Origin of the sequence: Bradyrhizobium sp. HKCCYLS20291, assembly GCF_051167715.1 — a bacterium.
In the GTDB taxonomy this organism is placed as follows: Bacteria; Pseudomonadota; Alphaproteobacteria; order Rhizobiales; family Xanthobacteraceae; genus Bradyrhizobium.
Window position 1 is genome coordinate 76752 of sequence record NZ_JBNPTO010000010.1, and the last position, 16423, is coordinate 93174.

Here is a 16423-nt window from a genome sequence, read left to right on the forward strand (position 1 = left end):
GCGACGAGCGCGAAAATCCCTGTCGACGCGGTTCAGCCCTACTCGGCCTTGAGATCCTCGGGCCGCGGCATCGAGATCACGTTGTAGCCGGAGTCCACATAATGGAGCTCGCCGGTGACACCGCCGGACAGCTCCGACAGCAGATAGAGCGCGGAGCCGCCGAGTTCCTCCAGGGTCACGCCGCGGCCGAGCGGCGAATGCTTCTGCTGGAAAGCGAACATGAAGCGGGCATCGCCGATGCCGGAGCCGGCCAGCGTGCGCACGGGGCCCGCCGAGATCGCGTTGACGCGGATGTTGCGGCGGCCGAAATCGGCGGCGAGGTAGCGCACCGAGGCTTCGAGCGCGGCCTTGGCGACGCCCATCACGTTGTAGTTCGGCATCACGCGGTTGGAGCCGTCGAAGGTCAGGGTGATCATGCTGCCGCCGCTCTCCGGCATCAGCTCGGCGGCGCGCTTGGCGATCTCGGTGAAGGAGAAGCAGGAGATCAGCATGGTGCGCGAGAAGTTCTCGCGCGAGGTATCGGCATAGCGGCCTTTGAGCTCGTTCTTGTCGGAGAAGGCGACGGCGTGAACGACGAAGTCGAGGCCGCCCCAGGCCTCGCGCAAGCTCGCGAACACGCTGTCGACGCTGTTGATGTCCTCGACGTCGCAGGGCAGCACGTGCTTGACGCCGAGTTCGTCGGCGAGCGGGCGCACGCGCTTGCCGAGCGCGTCGCCCTGATAGGTGAACGCCATCTCGGCGCCGTGCGCAGCCAGCGTCTTGGCGATGCCCCAGGCGATCGAATGGTCGTTGGCGATGCCCATGACCAGACCGCGCTTGCCTGCCATCAGACCCTGCATGCTCACTCTCCTTCGTGATGCCGGGCCGACCCAGCGAAGATGATCGTCAGGCTCCAAAGACGCCGATAGCCGGACAGCGGTGCGAAATTCGTCGCGCTGTTGTCCGGCCCGCCTGGGAACCAGTGCTGTTCGAAACCTTAAGCGTCGAGGTGCTTGAAGACCAGCGTCGCGTTGGTGCCGCCGAATCCGAACGAGTTCGACAGCACGGTGCCGAGCCTGGCGTTGTCGACGCGCTTGCGCACGATCGGCATGTCGGCAAAGGCAGGATCGAGCTCGGTGATGTTGGCGCTCTCGCAGATGAAGCCGTTCTTCATCATCAGCAGCGAGTAGATCGCCTCCTGGACGCCGGTGGCGCCGAGCGAGTGGCCGGTCAGCGCCTTGGTGGCGGCGATCGGCGGGCACTTCTCGCCGCGACCGAACACCTTGCGGATCGCCTCGATCTCCGGCGGATCGCCGGCCGGGGTCGAGGTCGCATGCGGATTGATGTAGTCGATCTTGGTCTTCACCGTCGACAGCGCCATCTGCATGCAACGCTCGGCGCCCTCGCCCGACGGCGCGACCATGTCGTAGCCGTCCGAGGTCGCGCCATAGCCGACGATCTCGCCGTAGATCTTGGCGCCGCGCGCCTTGGCGCGCTCGAGCTCCTCGAGCACGAGCACGCCGGCGCCGCCGGCGATCACGAAGCCGTCGCGGCTCACATCATAGGGACGCGACGCCGTCGCGGGCGTGGCGTTGTGCTTGGACGACATCGCGCCCATCGCGTCGAACAGCACCGACAGCGTCCAGTCGAGCTCCTCGCAGCCGCCGGCAAACATCACGTCCTGCTTGCCGTACTGGATCATCTCATAGGAATTGCCGATGCAATGATTGGACGTCGCACAGGCCGACGAGATCGAGTAGTTGACGCCCTTGATCTTGAACCAGGTCGCAAGCGTTGCGGAGGCCGTCGACGACATCGCCTTCGGCACCGCGAACGGTCCGACGCGCTTCGGACCCTTGGTGCGGGTGATGTCGGCGGCCTCGACCAGCGTCCGCGTCGACGGTCCGCCCGAGCCCATGATGATGCCGGTACGGACGTTGGACACGTCGCTCGGCTCCAGGCCGGAATCGAGAATAGCCTGCTCCATCGCGACGTGATTCCAAGCCGCACCTTCGCCGAGGAAGCGCATGGCGCGGCGGTCGACCACCTCGGCGGGATTCAGCGTCGGCGCACCTTGCACCTGCGAACGGAAACCAAGCTCGGCATATTTCTCCGCGCGGGAGATGCCGGACTTCGCCTCGTACAGGCTCGCCAGCACTTCCTGCGTGTTGTTGCCGATCGATGAGACGATGCCCATGCCCGTGATGACAACCCGCCTCATGATGTCCGCCTCACCTTGCTCGTGTGTTCTGTGATCGCCGCGCCTGCTGCACTGTCTCTGGTTCAGGACCGCCGGTTCACGACGGCGCGCTGTCCTGCTTGAACAGGCCGACCTTCAAGTCCTTGGCGCGATAGATAATGTCGCCGTCCATCGAAAGCCACCCGTCGGCAATACCGAGCACCAGCTTTGAGCGCATCACGCGTTTGATGTCGATGTTGTACACGACCTTGCGCGCGGTCGGCAGGACCTGGCCGGAGAACTTGAGATCGCCGAGCCCGAGGGCACGTCCGCGTCCTGCGCCGCCGGTCCAGCCGAGGAAAAAACCGACCATCTGCCACATCGCGTCGAGGCCGAGACAGCCGGGCATGACAGGATCGTTCTTGAAATGGCAGCCGAAGAACCAGAGATCCGGCTTGACGTCGAGTTCGGCCCGCACCAGCCCCTTGCCGTACTCGCCACCGGTCTCGCTGATCTCGACGATGCGATCAAACATCAGCATCGGCGGCAGCGGCAGCTGCGCATTGCCCGGGCCGAACAATTCTCCGCGGCCGCAGGCCAGCAGGTCTTCGTATTCGTAACTGCTGCGCCGATCGAGCATGCTTGGTGGCCTTTCCCTGACGATCCCCGGTGGAATTGGTGCCGCGCGACGTGGACCTTCCGCGCGTCGACCCTTTCAAGCCCCTCCCGGTCGGGCCGCCCGTCGGTTCGATGGTCGGACCATCACTCCTGGCGGACTTGGCCGTCCGCGGCCATGGCGAGATCGCCGGCCGCGCTCCCATTGACAGGGCAGATCGGGTCCGGGCCGCTCTCTAACATAGGGTATTGCGGCGTCAATGCGCCTGGCCTGGGAAATCGCCGCGGAATCTCGCCCTGCAGCCGGCCCGTGCAGCAAACGCATTTTAGGGGCGTTCTAGATCGGTCAGTTGCGATAAGCTTGCATCTGAGTGGGTTTCTCCCTATATCGATTATGGATGGATGTGAATTGTGTGGTGCTTGAAGTGGATGCCAGCAACAACGCCTCGATGAGTGGCCACCGGGGCAACCCGGAAGGTCTTGGGAGCGGTCGTCAGCCGGCCCTCAATGGCTGCCCGTGGCACGACGTCAACGAGATGCTGCAGACCGCGGGTCTGCGTCCGACGCGCCAGCGGATGGCGCTGGGCTGGCTGCTGTTCGGCAAGGGCGCACGGCATCTCACCGCCGAAATGCTCTACGAGGAAGCGACGCTGGCCAAGGTTCCGGTCTCGCTCGCCACCGTCTACAATACGCTGAACCAGCTGACCGACGCCGGCCTGCTGCGCCAGGTCAGCGTCGACGGTACCAAGACCTATTTCGATACCAACGTCACCGCGCATCACCACTTCTATCTCGAGAACAACCACGAGCTGGTCGATATCCCGGACCAGCATCTGGCGTTGTCGCGGCTGCCCGAGGCGCCGGAAGGCTACGAGATCGCGCGCATCGACATGGTCGTGAGGCTGCGCAAGAAGCGCTGAGCCGGCTCGATCAATCGTCTGCTGCGACAAATGCCCGCGATCGCCGCGGGCATTTTCATGTCGGGATGACGTCGAAACGGCGGCTGCCGAAGAAGGCCTGCCGAAACGTCTCAGTTGACCTGCTCGTCGGCATAGACGCCCCACAGCCGCTGCTGCTGGATCCAGCCCTCGAAGCCGTTGCCGAGTACACGGCACCAGCCATTGCCGCATTTCTTGACCTGCGCGACAACGCCGGCCTGCAGCCGCGCGGTGACGGCGCTGGTGGTGTCGGCGCTGTCATAGATCGGCGTGAGATCGTCCTTGTTTTTCATGGTGACGACCGCGGTGCGGCGTCCGGACAGCAGCGAGTGGTAGACCCAGCCCTCGGAGCCCTCGGAATCGCGCACACGCCGCCAGTTCTCGTATTCGGCGGTGATCTCGACCGGCAGGCCGGAGCGTGTGTAGACCCAGGCCACGTCGTTGTCCTTGGTCGGACCGGCGCGGACGTTCACATGGTCTGATTTCAGGCTGACATAGCGCGGCACCGGCAGGCCGCTGGTGCTGAGAGCCGAATCCTTTGCCGCAGCTCCGACGCCGACGGCACAATCGAACAGACCGGCCGCGAGCACCACGACCACACCCAAACGTCGCAACACCATCGAACTCAACTCACTCTCCCTCGCAAGGATCGACGCCCGTGTTCGCGTCCGAGATCCTTCGCCCGATCCCCATCGAACCGCCGGGCTGCCCCCCTTCGTGCACAGAGAGGGCTTGCCGCAGCGCAGGTCCTGACCCGCCGTTGGCTTCTTGTCTTGGCCCGGCCTTCTGCTAGACAGGACCCAACACAAGCGGCCAGGAAGCGCCTGAGAATCGCTCGCGAAACCCTGTCAGGGACGGATCGGCCCACCGGTGAGTCCGACACGACCCGTTCAGGGAAACGCCCTTCTCAGGCGACGACGGTAGTTTCGGCGAACCCGGTTAATGAGGTCTGAAGGATCTCATGAGAGCAGCACATGTCAGGTAGGAAAAAGCCCCTCGTCGTGGTGACACGCAAGCTGCCGGACTCGGTCGAGACCCGGATGCGCGAGCTGTTCGACGCGCGGCTCAATCTCGACGACGAACCGATGAGCCAGGAGCAGCTCGCCGACGCCGTGCGCACGGCCGAGGTGCTGGTTCCGACCGTCACTGACCACATCAGCGCCGACATCCTCAACCAGCCCGACTGCAAGCTGCGCATGATCGCCAACTTCGGCAACGGCGTCGACAACATCGACGTCGCCACGGCGGTTGCGCGCGGCATCACCGTCACCAACACGCCGAAGGTCCTCACCGAGGACACCGCCGACATGACCATGGCGCTGGTCCTCGCCGTGCCGCGGCGGCTGATCGAGGGCGCCTCGGTGCTCACCGAGGGCAAGAACTGGGCAGGCTGGTCGCCGACCTGGATGCTCGGCCACCGCATCGGCGGCAAGCGCCTGGGCATCATCGGCATGGGCCGGATCGGCCAGGCGGTGGCGCGACGCGCCCGCGCCTTCGGCCTGCAGATCCACTATCACAACCGCCGCCCGGTCGCGCCCGTCATCGCCGACGAGCTCGGCGCCACCTATTGGGAGAGCCTCGACCAGATGCTGGCGCGGATGGACATCATCTCGGTGAACTGTCCGCACACGCCGGCGACGTTCCATTTGCTGTCGGCGCGCCGCCTCAAGCTGATCCGCAAGGACGCCTACATCGTCAACACCGCGCGCGGCGAGGTGATCGACGAGGAGACCATGACGCGGCTGATCGAAGCCGGCGACATCGCCGGCGCCGGCCTCGACGTGTTCGAGCACGAGCCTGCCGTGAACCCGCGCCTGGTGCGGCTGGCGAAGGCCGGCAAGGTGACGCTGCTGCCGCACATGGGCTCGGCCACCATCGAGGGCCGCGTCGAAATGGGCGAGAAGGTCATCATCAACATCAAGACCTTCCTCGACAACCACCGCCCGCCGGACCGCGTGCTGCCGAGCATGCTGTAGGGCAGTCGGCCCTGTCATCCTTCGCCCCGAGAACAGCGACATGAGCTTTCTAGATCGGACAGCTCAAACTCTCCGTCGAGCGCTGAAGTCGGTTTTTCTGGACGAAAGTCCTCGGATCGACCTCGCAACCTGGTTCTATTTCCGCCTGCGCCCTGATCGAGTCGACATGATCGAGAATCTCGGTGAAAGTAGCAGAGCGCTCACGCGAGAGACGTTGATGGAGATCTTGACGACAGCCAGCGCCGCCAGCCTGGCCGGCGACAAGCGCGAGGTCGTCCTCGACGGGCTCACGATGCGCTTCGATGGTCGGCCGAAGCGTAACGCGGTCATTTTCGACGAGCACCCGTGGAGCTGGCTCTGGAAGCCGGAGCTTATCTCCAGCGCCGCCACTCCGACATTGGACTACGTCTGGGTCGAGATTCGGACGCCCTCAGCAACCGCGCGTGCTCCGATCGCAACCGCCAAGCTGATTGCTGCCAGCAGAGACTTCCTTTCCCATGAGCGCGCGAAGCCGGCGGCAACCATCTCCCGATCGGAGCCGACAACCGCATCGCCAGGACCCTCGAATGGCCATCGGCCGTCATGCGTCCGAGATGCGGCGGCGCCGGACTTGTCCGGAATGACAGCCGGGTTTGCGGCACGCCGATCGCCCAGCTGACGCTCACTTCCGATGCGCACTCAAATCCGCGATCACCGGCCCATCGCCATTGAGCGGATTGGCCGGATCGCGGCCATAGCGCAGCGTCTCGAAGCGCATCGTGCGCGCATCGAGCATCAGCAACCGCCCCACCAGGCCCTCGCCGAAACCGACGATCTCGCGGATCGCCTCGAGCGCCATCATCGAGCCGAGCATGCCGGCCAGCGCGCCCATGACGCCGGCCTCGGCGCAGGCCGGGACCGTGCCGGGCGGCGGCGGCTCGGGGAAGAGGCAGCGGTAGGTCGGATTGAACGCGCCCTGCTCGTTCTTCTCATGCGCGCGGATCGTCGTCAGCGACGCATCGAACGTTCCAAGCGCGCCTGATATCAGCGGCCTGCCCGCCAGGAAGCACGCATCGGAGGCGAGATAGCGGGTATCGAAATTATCCGAGCCGTCGAGCACGAGATCGTAGCCGCCGATCAGGTCGACCGCATTGTCGGCATTGAGCCAGGTCCGGTGCGTCACGACCACCACGTGCGGATTGAGCGCGTTGATGCGCTCCGCCGCACTGTCAACCTTCGGCCTGCCGATATCCGGCGTCGCATGGATGACCTGGCGCTGCAGGTTCGACAGCGACACCACGTCGTCGTCGACCACGCCGATGGTCCCGACGCCGGCGGCGGCGAGATACATCAGCGCCGACGCGCCGAGCCCGCCGGCGCCGATCACCAGCACCGACGCGCGCTTCAGCGCCGCCTGTCCGGGACCACCGACGTCGCGCAGCACGATGTGACGCGCATACCGCTCCACTTCCTCGTCGCTCAGCATCGCAACATCAGTCCTTCCACTGCCGAATCGCTGCCGGCCGGTCGTGGCGATCCGCAGATCCCCACACTGAACCCTCGCCGGATTGTGACCGACCAAGCAGATGTGCTTATTTATGTCAGCGGCAAGAGCAGCGGGATTTGTCATGAGACGGCTGGCCACGGCAACCTTCATCTGCGCGGTCGCCGCGTGCACATCGGCACGAGCCCAGACGACGCAGACGCCCGCGACACAAGGCCAGCAGTCCGCCAAGCCGAAGCCCGTCGCGACCCAGGCGGCGCGGCCGGGCGTGCAGGCGCCGGCCGACACCGCCAATGCGATGAGCCAGGCCGAGCGGCTGTCGCTGCAATCCGATCTCGCCTGGGTCGGCCAGTACAACGGCGCCATCACCGGCGACGTCAGCGAGCGCATGGTCAATGCGATCAAGGAATACCAGAAGCTCAAGGGCGGCAAGCCGACCGGTGTACTCAATCCGCAGGAGCGCGCCGTGCTCGCCGACACCGCCCGCCGCAAGCAGGAGGGCGTCGGCTGGAAGCTCGTGACCGAGCCGACCAGCGGCGCGCGTCTCGGCATTCCCACCAAGCTGGTGCCGCAGCAGACCACCGACGCCAACGGCTCGAAATGGACCTCGCCGACCGGCACCGTGCAGGTCGTGCTGGCCCGCCGCAAGGAGGCCAACCCGACCACCGCGGCGCTGGCCGACCGCGAGAAGAAGGAGCCCGGCCGCACTGCCGACTACAGCGTCGTGAAGCCCGACTTTTTCGTGCTGTCGGGGCTGCAGAACCTGAAGAAGTTCTACATCCGCGGCACCTTCAAGGGCGACGAGGTGCGCATCCTCACGATCCTCTACGACCAGGCCACCGAGAACACCGTCGAGCCGGTGGTGATCGCGATGTCGAGCGCGTTCACCGCATTCCCGGCGGCCGCGCTCGCGGCGCAGCCGGCGCCGCGGCGGAGCGTCGACTACGGCACCGGCATTGTCGCGAGCCAGGACGGCGCCATCATCGCTGATCGCGAGGTCACCGATGCCTGCGTGGCGATCACCGTTCCCGGCTTCGGCCATGCCGAGCGCATCGCCGAGGACAAGGAGCGCGGCCTGGCGCTGCTGCGCATCTACGGCGCGCATGGCTTGAAGCCGCTCGCGCTCGCGGGCGGCGCTGCGAAATCATCCGTCGACATCGTCGGCATCGTCGATCCGCAGAACCAGGGCGGCGGTGCCGCGATCAGCATCGTCAAGGCGCAGCTCGCCGGCAATGGCGGCGGCGATGCGTCGCTCGCACCGGCGCCGGGACTTGGCTTCTCCGGCGCGGCCGCACTCGACGGCGAGAGCAACTTCGCCGGAATCGTGCTGCTGAAGCCTGGCGTGCTCGCCGGCTCGGCGATGATCCCCTCCACGCAGGCCGTGATGGTCAGCGCCGATGCGACGCGCGCCTTTCTCGATGCTCAAGGCGTCAAGCCCGACGGGACCTCGCTCGATGCCAAGGCGGCAACCGTGCGCGTGATCTGCGTACGCAAGTAGCAGCCGGGATCCACCGCTGACAGCACCACGCACCGCCGCGCTGCGGCAAGCGTTTACACAAAATTAAGCATGTCCATTTAGAAAAAATTAAAGGCCCGACGGCGGCCGGCGGGGATCTCTGGTGCAGCATCGCGACTGCCCATGACGATGCTCGGCGATGCCGAGCGCTGCTCCGCGCCGCTGCCGCTCATCTTCCTAGCACCTTGCTATCAACTCGGAACGGCTCCCGCCGTAGTCAACCGGTCTGTCCAATCGCGGACCGGACATGAGATAGTTCGAAACAGTTTTGTCGGCGTGCTGATTCGGACCACCGCGATCCCTCCTTCGAGTCGGATCGGACCGGGACTGTCCTGAGCGAGAATAGCTCCGCATTGCGCAACAGCGATGCAACTCAGCTTTGGCGTTCTCATTAGTTCCGTCAACATCCGAAGGACTGTCTCCCGATGTACACGATCGTTTTGGCCACGCAGAAGGGCGGCAGCGGCAAGAGCACGCTCGCCATTGGTCTCGCCGTGGCGGCCCAGCAGGCCGGCCACAAGGTGCGCGTGATCGAAACCGACCGCCAGGGCACGCTCACCAAATGGCAGGCACGCCGCGCCACCGGCGAGGCGATCGTCGAAGCCGTCTACGACGCCAAGATGATCGAGCCGCGCCTCGAGGCACTGGCGCGCGACGGCGTCACCGTCTGCGTGATCGACACCGGCGCCGGCATCACCGCATCGACGACCGCGGCGATCCGCCATTGCGATCTCTGCCTGATCCCGGCGCGGCCGAGCGTCGCCGACATCGAGGCAACGGCGCCGACCCTGAGCGTCGTGCGCGCCTGGCGTAAACCATTTGCCTTCGTTCTGAACCAGGCGCCGATTCGGGGCGGCAACCGCATCAGCGACGCGACGTCGGCGCTCGACGCCGACGCGCCGCGCGACATCGCCGAGGTACTGGCGCAGCCCTTCATCATGATGCGCAACGACCACCAGGACGCGCTCGCCGCCGGTCTCGGCGTCAGCGAATTCGACCCCAGCGGCAAGTGCGCGCAGGAGATCAAGAGCCTGTGGCGCTGGACCGCCGGCAAGATTGCCGGCGACCAAGTGCTGCACGAGGCCGGCGAGCTGAAGGAAGCGAGCGAGCTTCCCAACGTCGAGTTCCCGATCATGCTGACGATGCCGCAGCCCGAGCCGAAGCTGCCGGCGACGCGCGGCTACCCGACCTGGGCCGACAACGGCATCAACTGGAAAGCGGGTTTGTAGTTTTCCGCCCCTCGCAGCAACGACGGTGCGCTCCCTCGCCCCACTCTTGTGGGGAGAGGGTTGGGGTGAGGGGCAGCCGCGCGGGAAGTGCTGATGGTGAGCTCCCCTCGCAATCGAAGTACGATCCTGCCAATTAGTTGCTCCGTCATGCCCGGGCTTGAGCCGCCTGCGCGGCCGAAGCGCTTCGGCGCCGCGAAGGCCAGGGCATCCACGTCGTTCCACGCATGCCGAACGACGTGGATGGCCGGGACAGGCCGGCCATGACGACTGGGAAACAGCCGAGCACAAAATCCCGATCGGCAATCGCTGTTCGCTCGGCCGCAAGCGCGCCCAGTAAGAGCCGCCCTACCGCGCACCCGTCTCCCGCATCTCCAGCAGCTTGATGCGCGCATCCGCGCGGCGGAGGCGGCGGCAGAGCTCGCGATTGATGTTCTGCATCACGATGACATAGGCCTGGATGTCGCCCTTGTAGAACGCATAGAGCTCTCGGGCCGTGAGCTCGTACAGCACAGTCGGAGTCTCCGCGACGACGGTCGCCGACCTGTTCTGCATCTCCAGCAAGGTCATCTCGCCGAAGAAATCGCCGGGATCGAGGCTCGACATGTGAATCACACTGCCGGTCGCCAGGCGCTCGCTGACCTCCAGCGTGCCGCTGTGAACGACGAACATCGAACGTCCCGGCTCACCCTCGGCGACGATGGTGGCACCGGCCTCGAAGCGACGCTCGGCCAGCATTGAGACGAGCCGATCGAGGCTCGCGTCCGAAAGGCCGCCGAAGAACGGCGTGGCGAGGAGAAAAGCCTTCAGGTCGGGCGAGCTGACAGCCATGGCGCGAGTATACGCCCGCACCCGGCCCCTACAAGCGCACCGCACAGGCCAGGTGGCCCGGCCCGTGCGTCACCTCTGGCACTTCGGGCACCAGAACGTCGACCGTCCGTTCTGCACGAAGCGCTTCACCACGCCCTCGCAGCCGTCGGTCCGGCACGGCTCGCCTTCGCGGTCGTAGACCTGGAACGAGTGCTGGAAATAGCCGAGCTCGCCGGTGGTCTGGCGGTGATCGCGCAGCGACGATCCGCCGGCGCGGATCGCCTCGTTGAGCACGGTGTGAATGGCCTCGACCAGCCGCTTGGCGTGGTCCGTTGGCTCACCCTTCTTGGTCCTCAGCGTCGCGGCCAGCCGTCGCGGTGACAGATGGGCGCGGAACAGTGCCTCGCAGACATAGATGTTGCCGAGCCCAGCGACGACGCGCTGGTCGAGCAGCGCCGCCTTCAGGCTGGTCTTCTTGCCGGCGCAGGCGCGCGCCAGCATCGCGGCATCGAATGCGTTGCCGAGCGGCTCCGGACCGAGATCCTTCAGATGCGGCTCGGTCTCGATCTCGCCGCGGCCGATGATCTTCATGAAGCCGAAGCGGCGCGGATCGTTGAACACGATGTCGGCGCCCGAGGACATGTGAAACACGACATGGTCGTGCGCGCTTTCCTTGCCGCGCGGATAATGAAACTCGCCGGGCGTCTCCTCGTCATCCTGCTTGATCACCCGGAACGAGCCGGACATGCCGAGATGCATCAGCAGCACGTCGCCGGAGCCGAGATCGGCGAGCAGATATTTGGCCCGGCGGCCGAGCCCGGTGACGGTCTGGCCCTGCAGGCGCTTCGCAAAATCGGGCTGGAATGGAAACCTGAGGTCGCCGCGCCGGGCCTCGGCGGTGACGATGACGGCGCCTTCCATGACCGGCTGCAGCCCGCGCCGGACGGTCTCGACTTCGGGCAGCTCAGGCATGCCGGCTAGTCTCACCTTTTGCGTTCACGACCATTCACCTTGTCCGGCTGACGTGATAGCGCCTTGGCCGCGACAACGCTATGGTGCCGTATTGGAGTAAGGGTGATGGATCAGACGGACCAGACCACTCATTTCGGCTTCCGGGATGTGCCTCTGGGCGAGAAGCAGACGCTGGTGAACGACGTGTTTCACAGCGTCGCGTCGCGCTATGACCTGATGAACGACCTGATGTCCGGCGGGCTGCACCGCGTCTGGAAGGACATCATGATCAACACGCTGAACCCGCCGAAGAGCGATGCGCCGTTCGCGCTGCTCGACGTCGCCGGCGGCACCGGCGACATCTCCTTCCGCGCCGCCAGGAAGGCGGGCGCCGGCTTCCATGCGACCGTGTGCGACATCAATGGCGACATGCTCGAGGTTGGCCGGCAGCGCGCGCTGAAGCAATATCTCGAGGACAAGGTGTCGTTCGTCGAGGGCAATGCCGAGACGCTCGCCTTCCCCGACCGCTCCTTCGACGCCTACACGATCGCCTTCGGCATCCGCAACGTGCCGCAGATCAACCTGGCGCTGGCCGAGGCGTACCGCGTGCTCAAGCATGGCGGCCGCTTCCTGTGCCTGGAGTTCTCGACCGTCGAGGTGCCCGGGCTCGACAAGCTCTACGACCTGTTTTCGTTCAACGTCATCCCGCAGCTCGGCCGCGCCGTGACTGGCGATGCCGAATCCTATCGCTACCTCGTCGAATCGATCCGTCAGTTTCCGCGCCCCAACGCCTTCGCCGAGATGATCTCGGCGGCCGGGTTCTCGCGCGTGTCCTGGCAGACGCTGTCCGGCGGCATCGTTGCGCTTCATTCCGGCTGGCGTTTGTGATTTCCGCACTCACTCATATTACGCGGCTCGCCCGGGCCGCCCTGGTGTTCGCGCGCGAGGGCGTGTTCGGCGTCGTCGATCCGAGTCTGGCGCCGCCGCCGGGTCAGGTCGCGCTGAAGCTCGCGCGCCTGGTCGAGCGCCCCGGAGCGAAGTCCGGGCCACGGCTGTCGCGCGCGCTGGAACGGATGGGTCCGGCCTATCTCAAGCTCGGCCAGTTCCTGGCGACGCGTCCCGATGTCGTCGGCGTCGTCATGGCGCGCGATCTCGAATCATTGCAGGACCGGCTGCCGCCGTTCCCGCAGGCCGAGGCGGAGGCCGTCATCGCCACCGCGCTCGAACGCCCGATCAGCCAGCTGTACACCTCGCTCGGCCCGCCGGTCGCGGCCGCCTCGATCGCACAGGTGCATCGCGGCGAGGTCGAGCGCGATGGCATTCGTTATGCTGTCGCCGTGAAGGTGCTGCGCCCGAACGTGGCGGCGCGCTTCCGGCGTGACCTCGCCGACTTCTTCTTCGTCGCCGAGAAGGCCGAGGCGCATTCGTCGGAGGCGCGGCGCCTGCGCCTGGTCGAGGTCATCAACACGATGTCGCGCTCGGTCGCGATGGAGATGGATCTCCGACTCGAAGCGGCCGCGCTGTCCGAGATGGCGGAGAACATCAAGGACGATCCGGATTTCCGCGTGCCCGCGGTTGACTGGGACCGCACCGCCAACAACGTCCTCACCATGGAGTGGATCGACGGCATCGCGCTGAACGACCACACCCGCCTGGCCCAGGCCAATGTCGATCTGCCCGACGTCGGCCGCAAGGTGATCCAGAGTTTTCTGCGGCATGCGCTGCGCGACGGCTTCTTTCACGCCGACATGCATCCGGGCAACCTGTTCCTGGACAAGCAGGGACGGCTGGTCGCGGTCGATTTCGGCATCATGGGCCGGCTCGGCATGAAGGAGCGGCGCTTCCTGGCCGAGATCCTGCTCGGCTTCATCACCCGTGACTATCGCCGCGTGGCGGAAGTCCATTTCGAGGCCGGCTACGTGCCGCCGCATCATTCGGTGGAAAATTTCGCGCAGGCCATCCGCGCCATCGGCGAGCCGATCCACAACCGCACGGCCGAAGAGATCTCGATGGCCAAGCTGCTCACCCTGCTGCTCGAGGTCACCGGCCTGTTCGACATGCGCACTCGCCCCGAACTGATCCTGCTGCAGAAGACCATGGTGGTGGTCGAGGGCGTGGCGCGCGGCTTCGATCCCAAGCTCGACATCTGGAAGGTCGCCGACCCCGTCGTGCGCGAATGGATCGAGCGCAATCTTGGGCCCATCGGCCGCATCGAGGGCGCCGTCACCGGCATCGGCGAGCTCGCCCGGCTGACCGCGACCCTGCCCGTGCTGGCCGCCCGCGCCGCCGCCGTGCTGGAAAACCTGGAGACCATGACCCGCGACGGCCTCCGGCTGTCGCCCGAAACCATCGCCGCCATGGGCCGCACCGAAGGCAAGAAGAGCCGCTGGCGCGCCATCGCCTTGTGGGTAATCGCGCTGACCTTTATCGGCATCCTGTTCGCGGTGCTCAGGCTCTGACGGAGGCCGAGCTCGCGCTGCACCGACGGTGCGCTCCCTCGCCCCGTTCTTACGGGGAGAGGGTTGGGGTGAGGGGCAGCCGCGCGGGAAGTGCATATCGAGAGACCTGTACCCCCTCACCCGGATTGCATCTGACGATGCAATCCGACCTCTCCCCGCAAGCGGGGCGAAGTGCACCGGGCCAGCCCTGGCCAGTCCGAGATTGATTGCACTGCCATCAAATTCTGATAGCATTGCTGTCACAACGACAATGCTGGGGAGGCGGTCATGGCGAGCCTGACCATCCGCAAGCTCGACGAGGCCCTGAAAACCTATCTCCGCCTGCGCTCGGCGCAGAACGGCCGCTCCGTCGAGGAGGAAGTCCGGGTCATCCTGCGCGCGCTGATCGAGCCGGTTGATCCGTCCGAACCGCCATCGGCACCACCCGCTCCCACCGCCCTGCCCGAACCGCTCGTGCCGCAGCTTGGCGTGGCCCGCGTTACCCTGATCATCGGCGGCGGCATCGCGGCGTACAAGTCGCTCGACCTGATCCGCCGGCTGAAGGAGCGCCACATCCAGGTCCGCTGCGTCATGACCAAGGCGGCGACGCAGTTCGTCACCGAGCTGGCGGCGTCGGCATTGTCCGGCGACCGCGTCTTCACCGACTTGTTCGACGCGCGCAGCGAGTTCGATGTCGGCCACATCCGGCTGGCGCGCGACTGCGATCTGATCGTGGTGGCACCGGCCACCGCCGACCTGATGGCCAAGATGGCGCAGGGTCATGCCGATGATCTCGCCAGCGCCATCCTGCTCGCCGCGAGCCGGCCGATCCTGCTGGCGCCAGCGATGAACCCGATGATGTGGAGCAATCCCGCCACCCGCCGCAACGCCGCGACCCTGCAGCGCGACGGCGTCCACATGATCGGGCCCAACGCCGGCGAGATGGCCGAGAAGGGCGAGGCCGGCGTCGGCCGCATGGCCGAGCCAATCGAGATCGCCGATGCCGTGGTCGCGATGTTGAAACCGCCGGTGCCGCGGCCGCTGGCCGGACGGCGCGTGCTGATCACCGCGGGACCGACGCACGAGCCGATCGATCCGGTGCGCTACATCGCCAACCGCTCCTCCGGCAAGCAGGGCTTTGCCATCGCGGCTGCTGCGCAGGCCGCCGGTGCCGACGTGCGGCTGATCGCGGGGCCGGTCGATCTCGCCGATCCCAAGGGCGTCCGGGTCACGCATGTCGAGTCGGCGCGACAGATGCTGGAGGCAGTCGAGGCCGAGCTGCCAGCCGACGTGGCGATCTTCGCCGCCGCCGTGGCTGATTGGCGCGTCGCCAACGAGGGCGGACAGAAGCTAAAGAAGACGGGCAAGGCGATCCCACCGCTACAGCTGACGGAGAACCCGGACATCCTCGCGACCATCTCGCAGCTCAAGGAGAAACGGCCGGGCCTGGTCATCGGCTTCGCCGCCGAGACGGAACATCTGATCGACAACGCGAAAGCAAAATTCGCACGCAAGGGCTGCGACTGGATCGTCGCCAACGACGTCTCGCCCGCGACCGGCGTGATGGGCGGCGATCGCAACACCGTGCATCTCTTGACGAAGGACGCCGACGGCGTCCATGTCGCGTCGTGGCCGATCATGACCAAGGACGAGGTGGCGACCGCTTTGGTCGCCGAGATCGCCAGAACCGTGGGACCCTCAGCGTGACACAGACCATCGCGATCGCCGTTCAGATCCTGCCGCATGGCGAGGGCCTGCCGCTGCCGGCCTATCAGACCGCGCATGCCGCCGGCATGGATCTGCTAGCTGCGGTGCCGGCCGATGCGCCGCTGGTGCTCGGCGCAGGCAGCCACGCCATGGTGCCGACGGGACTGTCGATCGCGCTGCCCGATGGCTACGAGGCGCAGGTGCGGCCGCGCTCGGGACTCGCCGCGCGTTACGGCATCACCGTGCTCAATTCACCCGGCACGATCGATGCGGACTATCGTGGCGAGATCTGCGTGCTGCTGATCAACCACGGCCAGGAGCCGTTTACGATCCGCCGCGGCGAGCGCATCGCGCAGATGGTGATGGCCGCGGTCGCGCGCGCCGAGCTCTCGATCGCCGCGAATTTGTCGGAGACGGCGCGCGGCAGCGGCGGCTTCGGCTCGACGGGCCGGTGAACTACGGAGCCCGCCATTGTTCCGACTCGAAAGAGTCGATCGATGGACGCATTTTCCTCGGGCGCAACCATCGTTCACGGTCTGGACTCTTACCGCTGGAGTCCCGAAGCGGTTATTGTTGATTGATTCGTGAAACGGCGCTGTCGATGC

Annotated in this window: 16 protein-coding genes; 9 read left to right on the forward strand and 7 right to left on the reverse strand. The window is 66.2% G+C overall.

Translation table 11 applies throughout. From position 1 onward, the window contains the following. Positions 1-38: 38 nt before the first annotated feature. The 3 genes from fabI to fabA form a co-directional block, all read right to left on the reverse strand. Complete coding sequence (gene fabI, locus ACQR07_RS22025) at positions 39-839, reverse strand: enoyl-ACP reductase FabI (RefSeq protein ID WP_434869705.1); 801 nt, start codon at positions 837-839, stop codon at positions 39-41. 137 nt (positions 840-976) lie between these two features. Next, the gene (gene fabB, locus ACQR07_RS22030) at positions 977-2200 is read right to left on the reverse strand and encodes a beta-ketoacyl-ACP synthase I (RefSeq protein ID WP_434904256.1); all 1224 of its coding nucleotides are present in this window, start codon (positions 2198-2200) and stop codon (positions 977-979) included. A gap of 76 nt (positions 2201-2276) precedes the next feature. Then, positions 2277-2798, reverse strand: a complete 522-nt coding sequence (gene fabA / locus ACQR07_RS22035; protein WP_434904257.1) for a 3-hydroxyacyl-[acyl-carrier-protein] dehydratase FabA — start codon at positions 2796-2798, stop codon at positions 2277-2279. 424 nt (positions 2799-3222) lie between these two features. On the opposite strand from fabA, the gene irrA reads away from it, so the two are divergent. Beyond that, entirely contained in the window at positions 3223-3693 is a 471-nt protein-coding gene (irrA, locus tag ACQR07_RS22040) for an iron response transcriptional regulator IrrA (RefSeq protein ID WP_434869776.1), read from the forward strand. A 110-nt stretch (positions 3694-3803) separates the two neighbouring features. Here the strand turns inward: irrA and ACQR07_RS22045 are convergent, their stop codons facing one another. Further along, positions 3804-4331, reverse strand: coding sequence for an SH3 domain-containing protein (locus tag ACQR07_RS22045; protein WP_434904258.1), 528 nt, complete (start codon positions 4329-4331; stop codon positions 3804-3806). A gap of 354 nt (positions 4332-4685) precedes the next feature. On the opposite strand from ACQR07_RS22045, the gene ACQR07_RS22050 reads away from it, so the two are divergent. Both ACQR07_RS22050 and ACQR07_RS22055 read left to right on the forward strand, forming a co-directional pair. Beyond that, positions 4686-5687, forward strand: a complete 1002-nt coding sequence (locus tag ACQR07_RS22050; protein ID WP_434904259.1) for a 2-hydroxyacid dehydrogenase — start codon at positions 4686-4688, stop codon at positions 5685-5687. A 166-nt stretch (positions 5688-5853) separates the two neighbouring features. Beyond that, positions 5854-6345, forward strand: a complete 492-nt coding sequence (locus ACQR07_RS22055; protein ID WP_434904260.1) for a hypothetical protein — start codon at positions 5854-5856, stop codon at positions 6343-6345. Between the two features lie 3 nt (positions 6346-6348). Here the strand turns inward: ACQR07_RS22055 and ACQR07_RS22060 are convergent, their stop codons facing one another. Further along, positions 6349-7152 (reverse strand): HesA/MoeB/ThiF family protein, encoded by an 804-nt coding sequence (locus ACQR07_RS22060; RefSeq protein WP_434904261.1) that lies wholly within the window; start codon positions 7150-7152, stop codon positions 6349-6351. A 142-nt stretch (positions 7153-7294) separates the two neighbouring features. Between ACQR07_RS22060 and ACQR07_RS22065 the strand changes: the two genes are divergently transcribed. Together ACQR07_RS22065 and ACQR07_RS22070 are read left to right on the forward strand one after the other, a co-directional pair. Continuing rightward, positions 7295-8668: a peptidoglycan-binding protein gene (locus ACQR07_RS22065; RefSeq protein ID WP_434904262.1), complete on the forward strand. Its 1374-nt coding sequence runs from the start codon at positions 7295-7297 to the stop codon at positions 8666-8668. Between the two features lie 443 nt (positions 8669-9111). Continuing rightward, complete coding sequence (locus ACQR07_RS22070; RefSeq protein WP_434904263.1) at positions 9112-9915, forward strand: AAA family ATPase; 804 nt, start codon at positions 9112-9114, stop codon at positions 9913-9915. 345 nt (positions 9916-10260) lie between these two features. Here ACQR07_RS22070 and ACQR07_RS22075 read toward each other — a convergent pair whose 3' ends face one another. Together ACQR07_RS22075 and mutM are read right to left on the reverse strand one after the other, a co-directional pair. Next, the gene (locus tag ACQR07_RS22075; protein WP_434904264.1) at positions 10261-10743 is read right to left on the reverse strand and encodes a Crp/Fnr family transcriptional regulator; all 483 of its coding nucleotides are present in this window, start codon (positions 10741-10743) and stop codon (positions 10261-10263) included. Positions 10744-10812: 69 nt separating this feature from the next. After that, positions 10813-11694, reverse strand: coding sequence for a bifunctional DNA-formamidopyrimidine glycosylase/DNA-(apurinic or apyrimidinic site) lyase (mutM, locus tag ACQR07_RS22080; protein WP_434904265.1), 882 nt, complete (start codon positions 11692-11694; stop codon positions 10813-10815). A 105-nt stretch (positions 11695-11799) separates the two neighbouring features. On the opposite strand from mutM, the gene ubiE reads away from it, so the two are divergent. The 4 genes from ubiE to dut all read left to right on the forward strand — a co-directional run bounded on the left by ubiE (position 11800) and on the right by dut (position 16273). Next, positions 11800-12561 (forward strand): bifunctional demethylmenaquinone methyltransferase/2-methoxy-6-polyprenyl-1,4-benzoquinol methylase UbiE, encoded by a 762-nt coding sequence (ubiE, locus tag ACQR07_RS22085; protein ID WP_434904266.1) that lies wholly within the window; start codon positions 11800-11802, stop codon positions 12559-12561. Continuing rightward, on the forward strand, positions 12558-14132 hold the full coding sequence (gene ubiB / locus ACQR07_RS22090) for a 2-polyprenylphenol 6-hydroxylase (RefSeq protein ID WP_434904267.1): 1575 nt from the start codon (positions 12558-12560) through the stop codon (positions 14130-14132). Before ubiE ends, ubiB begins: the two co-directional genes overlap by 4 nt. A gap of 267 nt (positions 14133-14399) precedes the next feature. After that, the gene (gene coaBC / locus ACQR07_RS22095; protein ID WP_434904268.1) at positions 14400-15818 is read left to right on the forward strand and encodes a bifunctional phosphopantothenoylcysteine decarboxylase/phosphopantothenate--cysteine ligase CoaBC; all 1419 of its coding nucleotides are present in this window, start codon (positions 14400-14402) and stop codon (positions 15816-15818) included. Next, positions 15815-16273 carry a dUTP diphosphatase gene (gene dut, locus ACQR07_RS22100; RefSeq protein ID WP_434904269.1) on the forward strand — a complete coding sequence of 153 codons (459 nt, stop codon included), beginning with the start codon at positions 15815-15817 and terminating at the stop codon, positions 16271-16273. Before coaBC ends, dut begins: the two co-directional genes overlap by 4 nt. Positions 16274-16423: the final 150 nt, after the last annotated feature.

Coding starts and splice junctions, on each gene's coding strand:
- fabI (WP_434869705.1), bottom strand. CDS start 839: ATGCAGGGTCTGATGGCAGGCAAGCGCGGTCTGGTCATGGGCATCGCC.
- fabB (WP_434904256.1), bottom strand. CDS start 2,200: ATGAGGCGGGTTGTCATCACGGGCATGGGCATCGTCTCATCGATCGGC.
- fabA (WP_434904257.1), bottom strand. CDS start 2,798: ATGCTCGATCGGCGCAGCAGTTACGAATACGAAGACCTGCTGGCCTGC.
- irrA (WP_434869776.1), top strand. CDS start 3,223: ATGAGTGGCCACCGGGGCAACCCGGAAGGTCTTGGGAGCGGTCGTCAG.
- ACQR07_RS22045 (WP_434904258.1), bottom strand. CDS start 4,331: ATGGTGTTGCGACGTTTGGGTGTGGTCGTGGTGCTCGCGGCCGGTCTG.
- ACQR07_RS22050 (WP_434904259.1), top strand. CDS start 4,686: ATGTCAGGTAGGAAAAAGCCCCTCGTCGTGGTGACACGCAAGCTGCCG.
- ACQR07_RS22055 (WP_434904260.1), top strand. CDS start 5,854: ATGATCGAGAATCTCGGTGAAAGTAGCAGAGCGCTCACGCGAGAGACG.
- ACQR07_RS22060 (WP_434904261.1), bottom strand. CDS start 7,152: ATGCTGAGCGACGAGGAAGTGGAGCGGTATGCGCGTCACATCGTGCTG.
- ACQR07_RS22065 (WP_434904262.1), top strand. CDS start 7,295: ATGAGACGGCTGGCCACGGCAACCTTCATCTGCGCGGTCGCCGCGTGC.
- ACQR07_RS22070 (WP_434904263.1), top strand. CDS start 9,112: ATGTACACGATCGTTTTGGCCACGCAGAAGGGCGGCAGCGGCAAGAGC.
- ACQR07_RS22075 (WP_434904264.1), bottom strand. CDS start 10,743: ATGGCTGTCAGCTCGCCCGACCTGAAGGCTTTTCTCCTCGCCACGCCG.
- mutM (WP_434904265.1), bottom strand. CDS start 11,694: ATGCCTGAGCTGCCCGAAGTCGAGACCGTCCGGCGCGGGCTGCAGCCG.
- ubiE (WP_434904266.1), top strand. CDS start 11,800: ATGGATCAGACGGACCAGACCACTCATTTCGGCTTCCGGGATGTGCCT.
- coaBC (WP_434904268.1), top strand. CDS start 14,400: ATGGCGAGCCTGACCATCCGCAAGCTCGACGAGGCCCTGAAAACCTAT.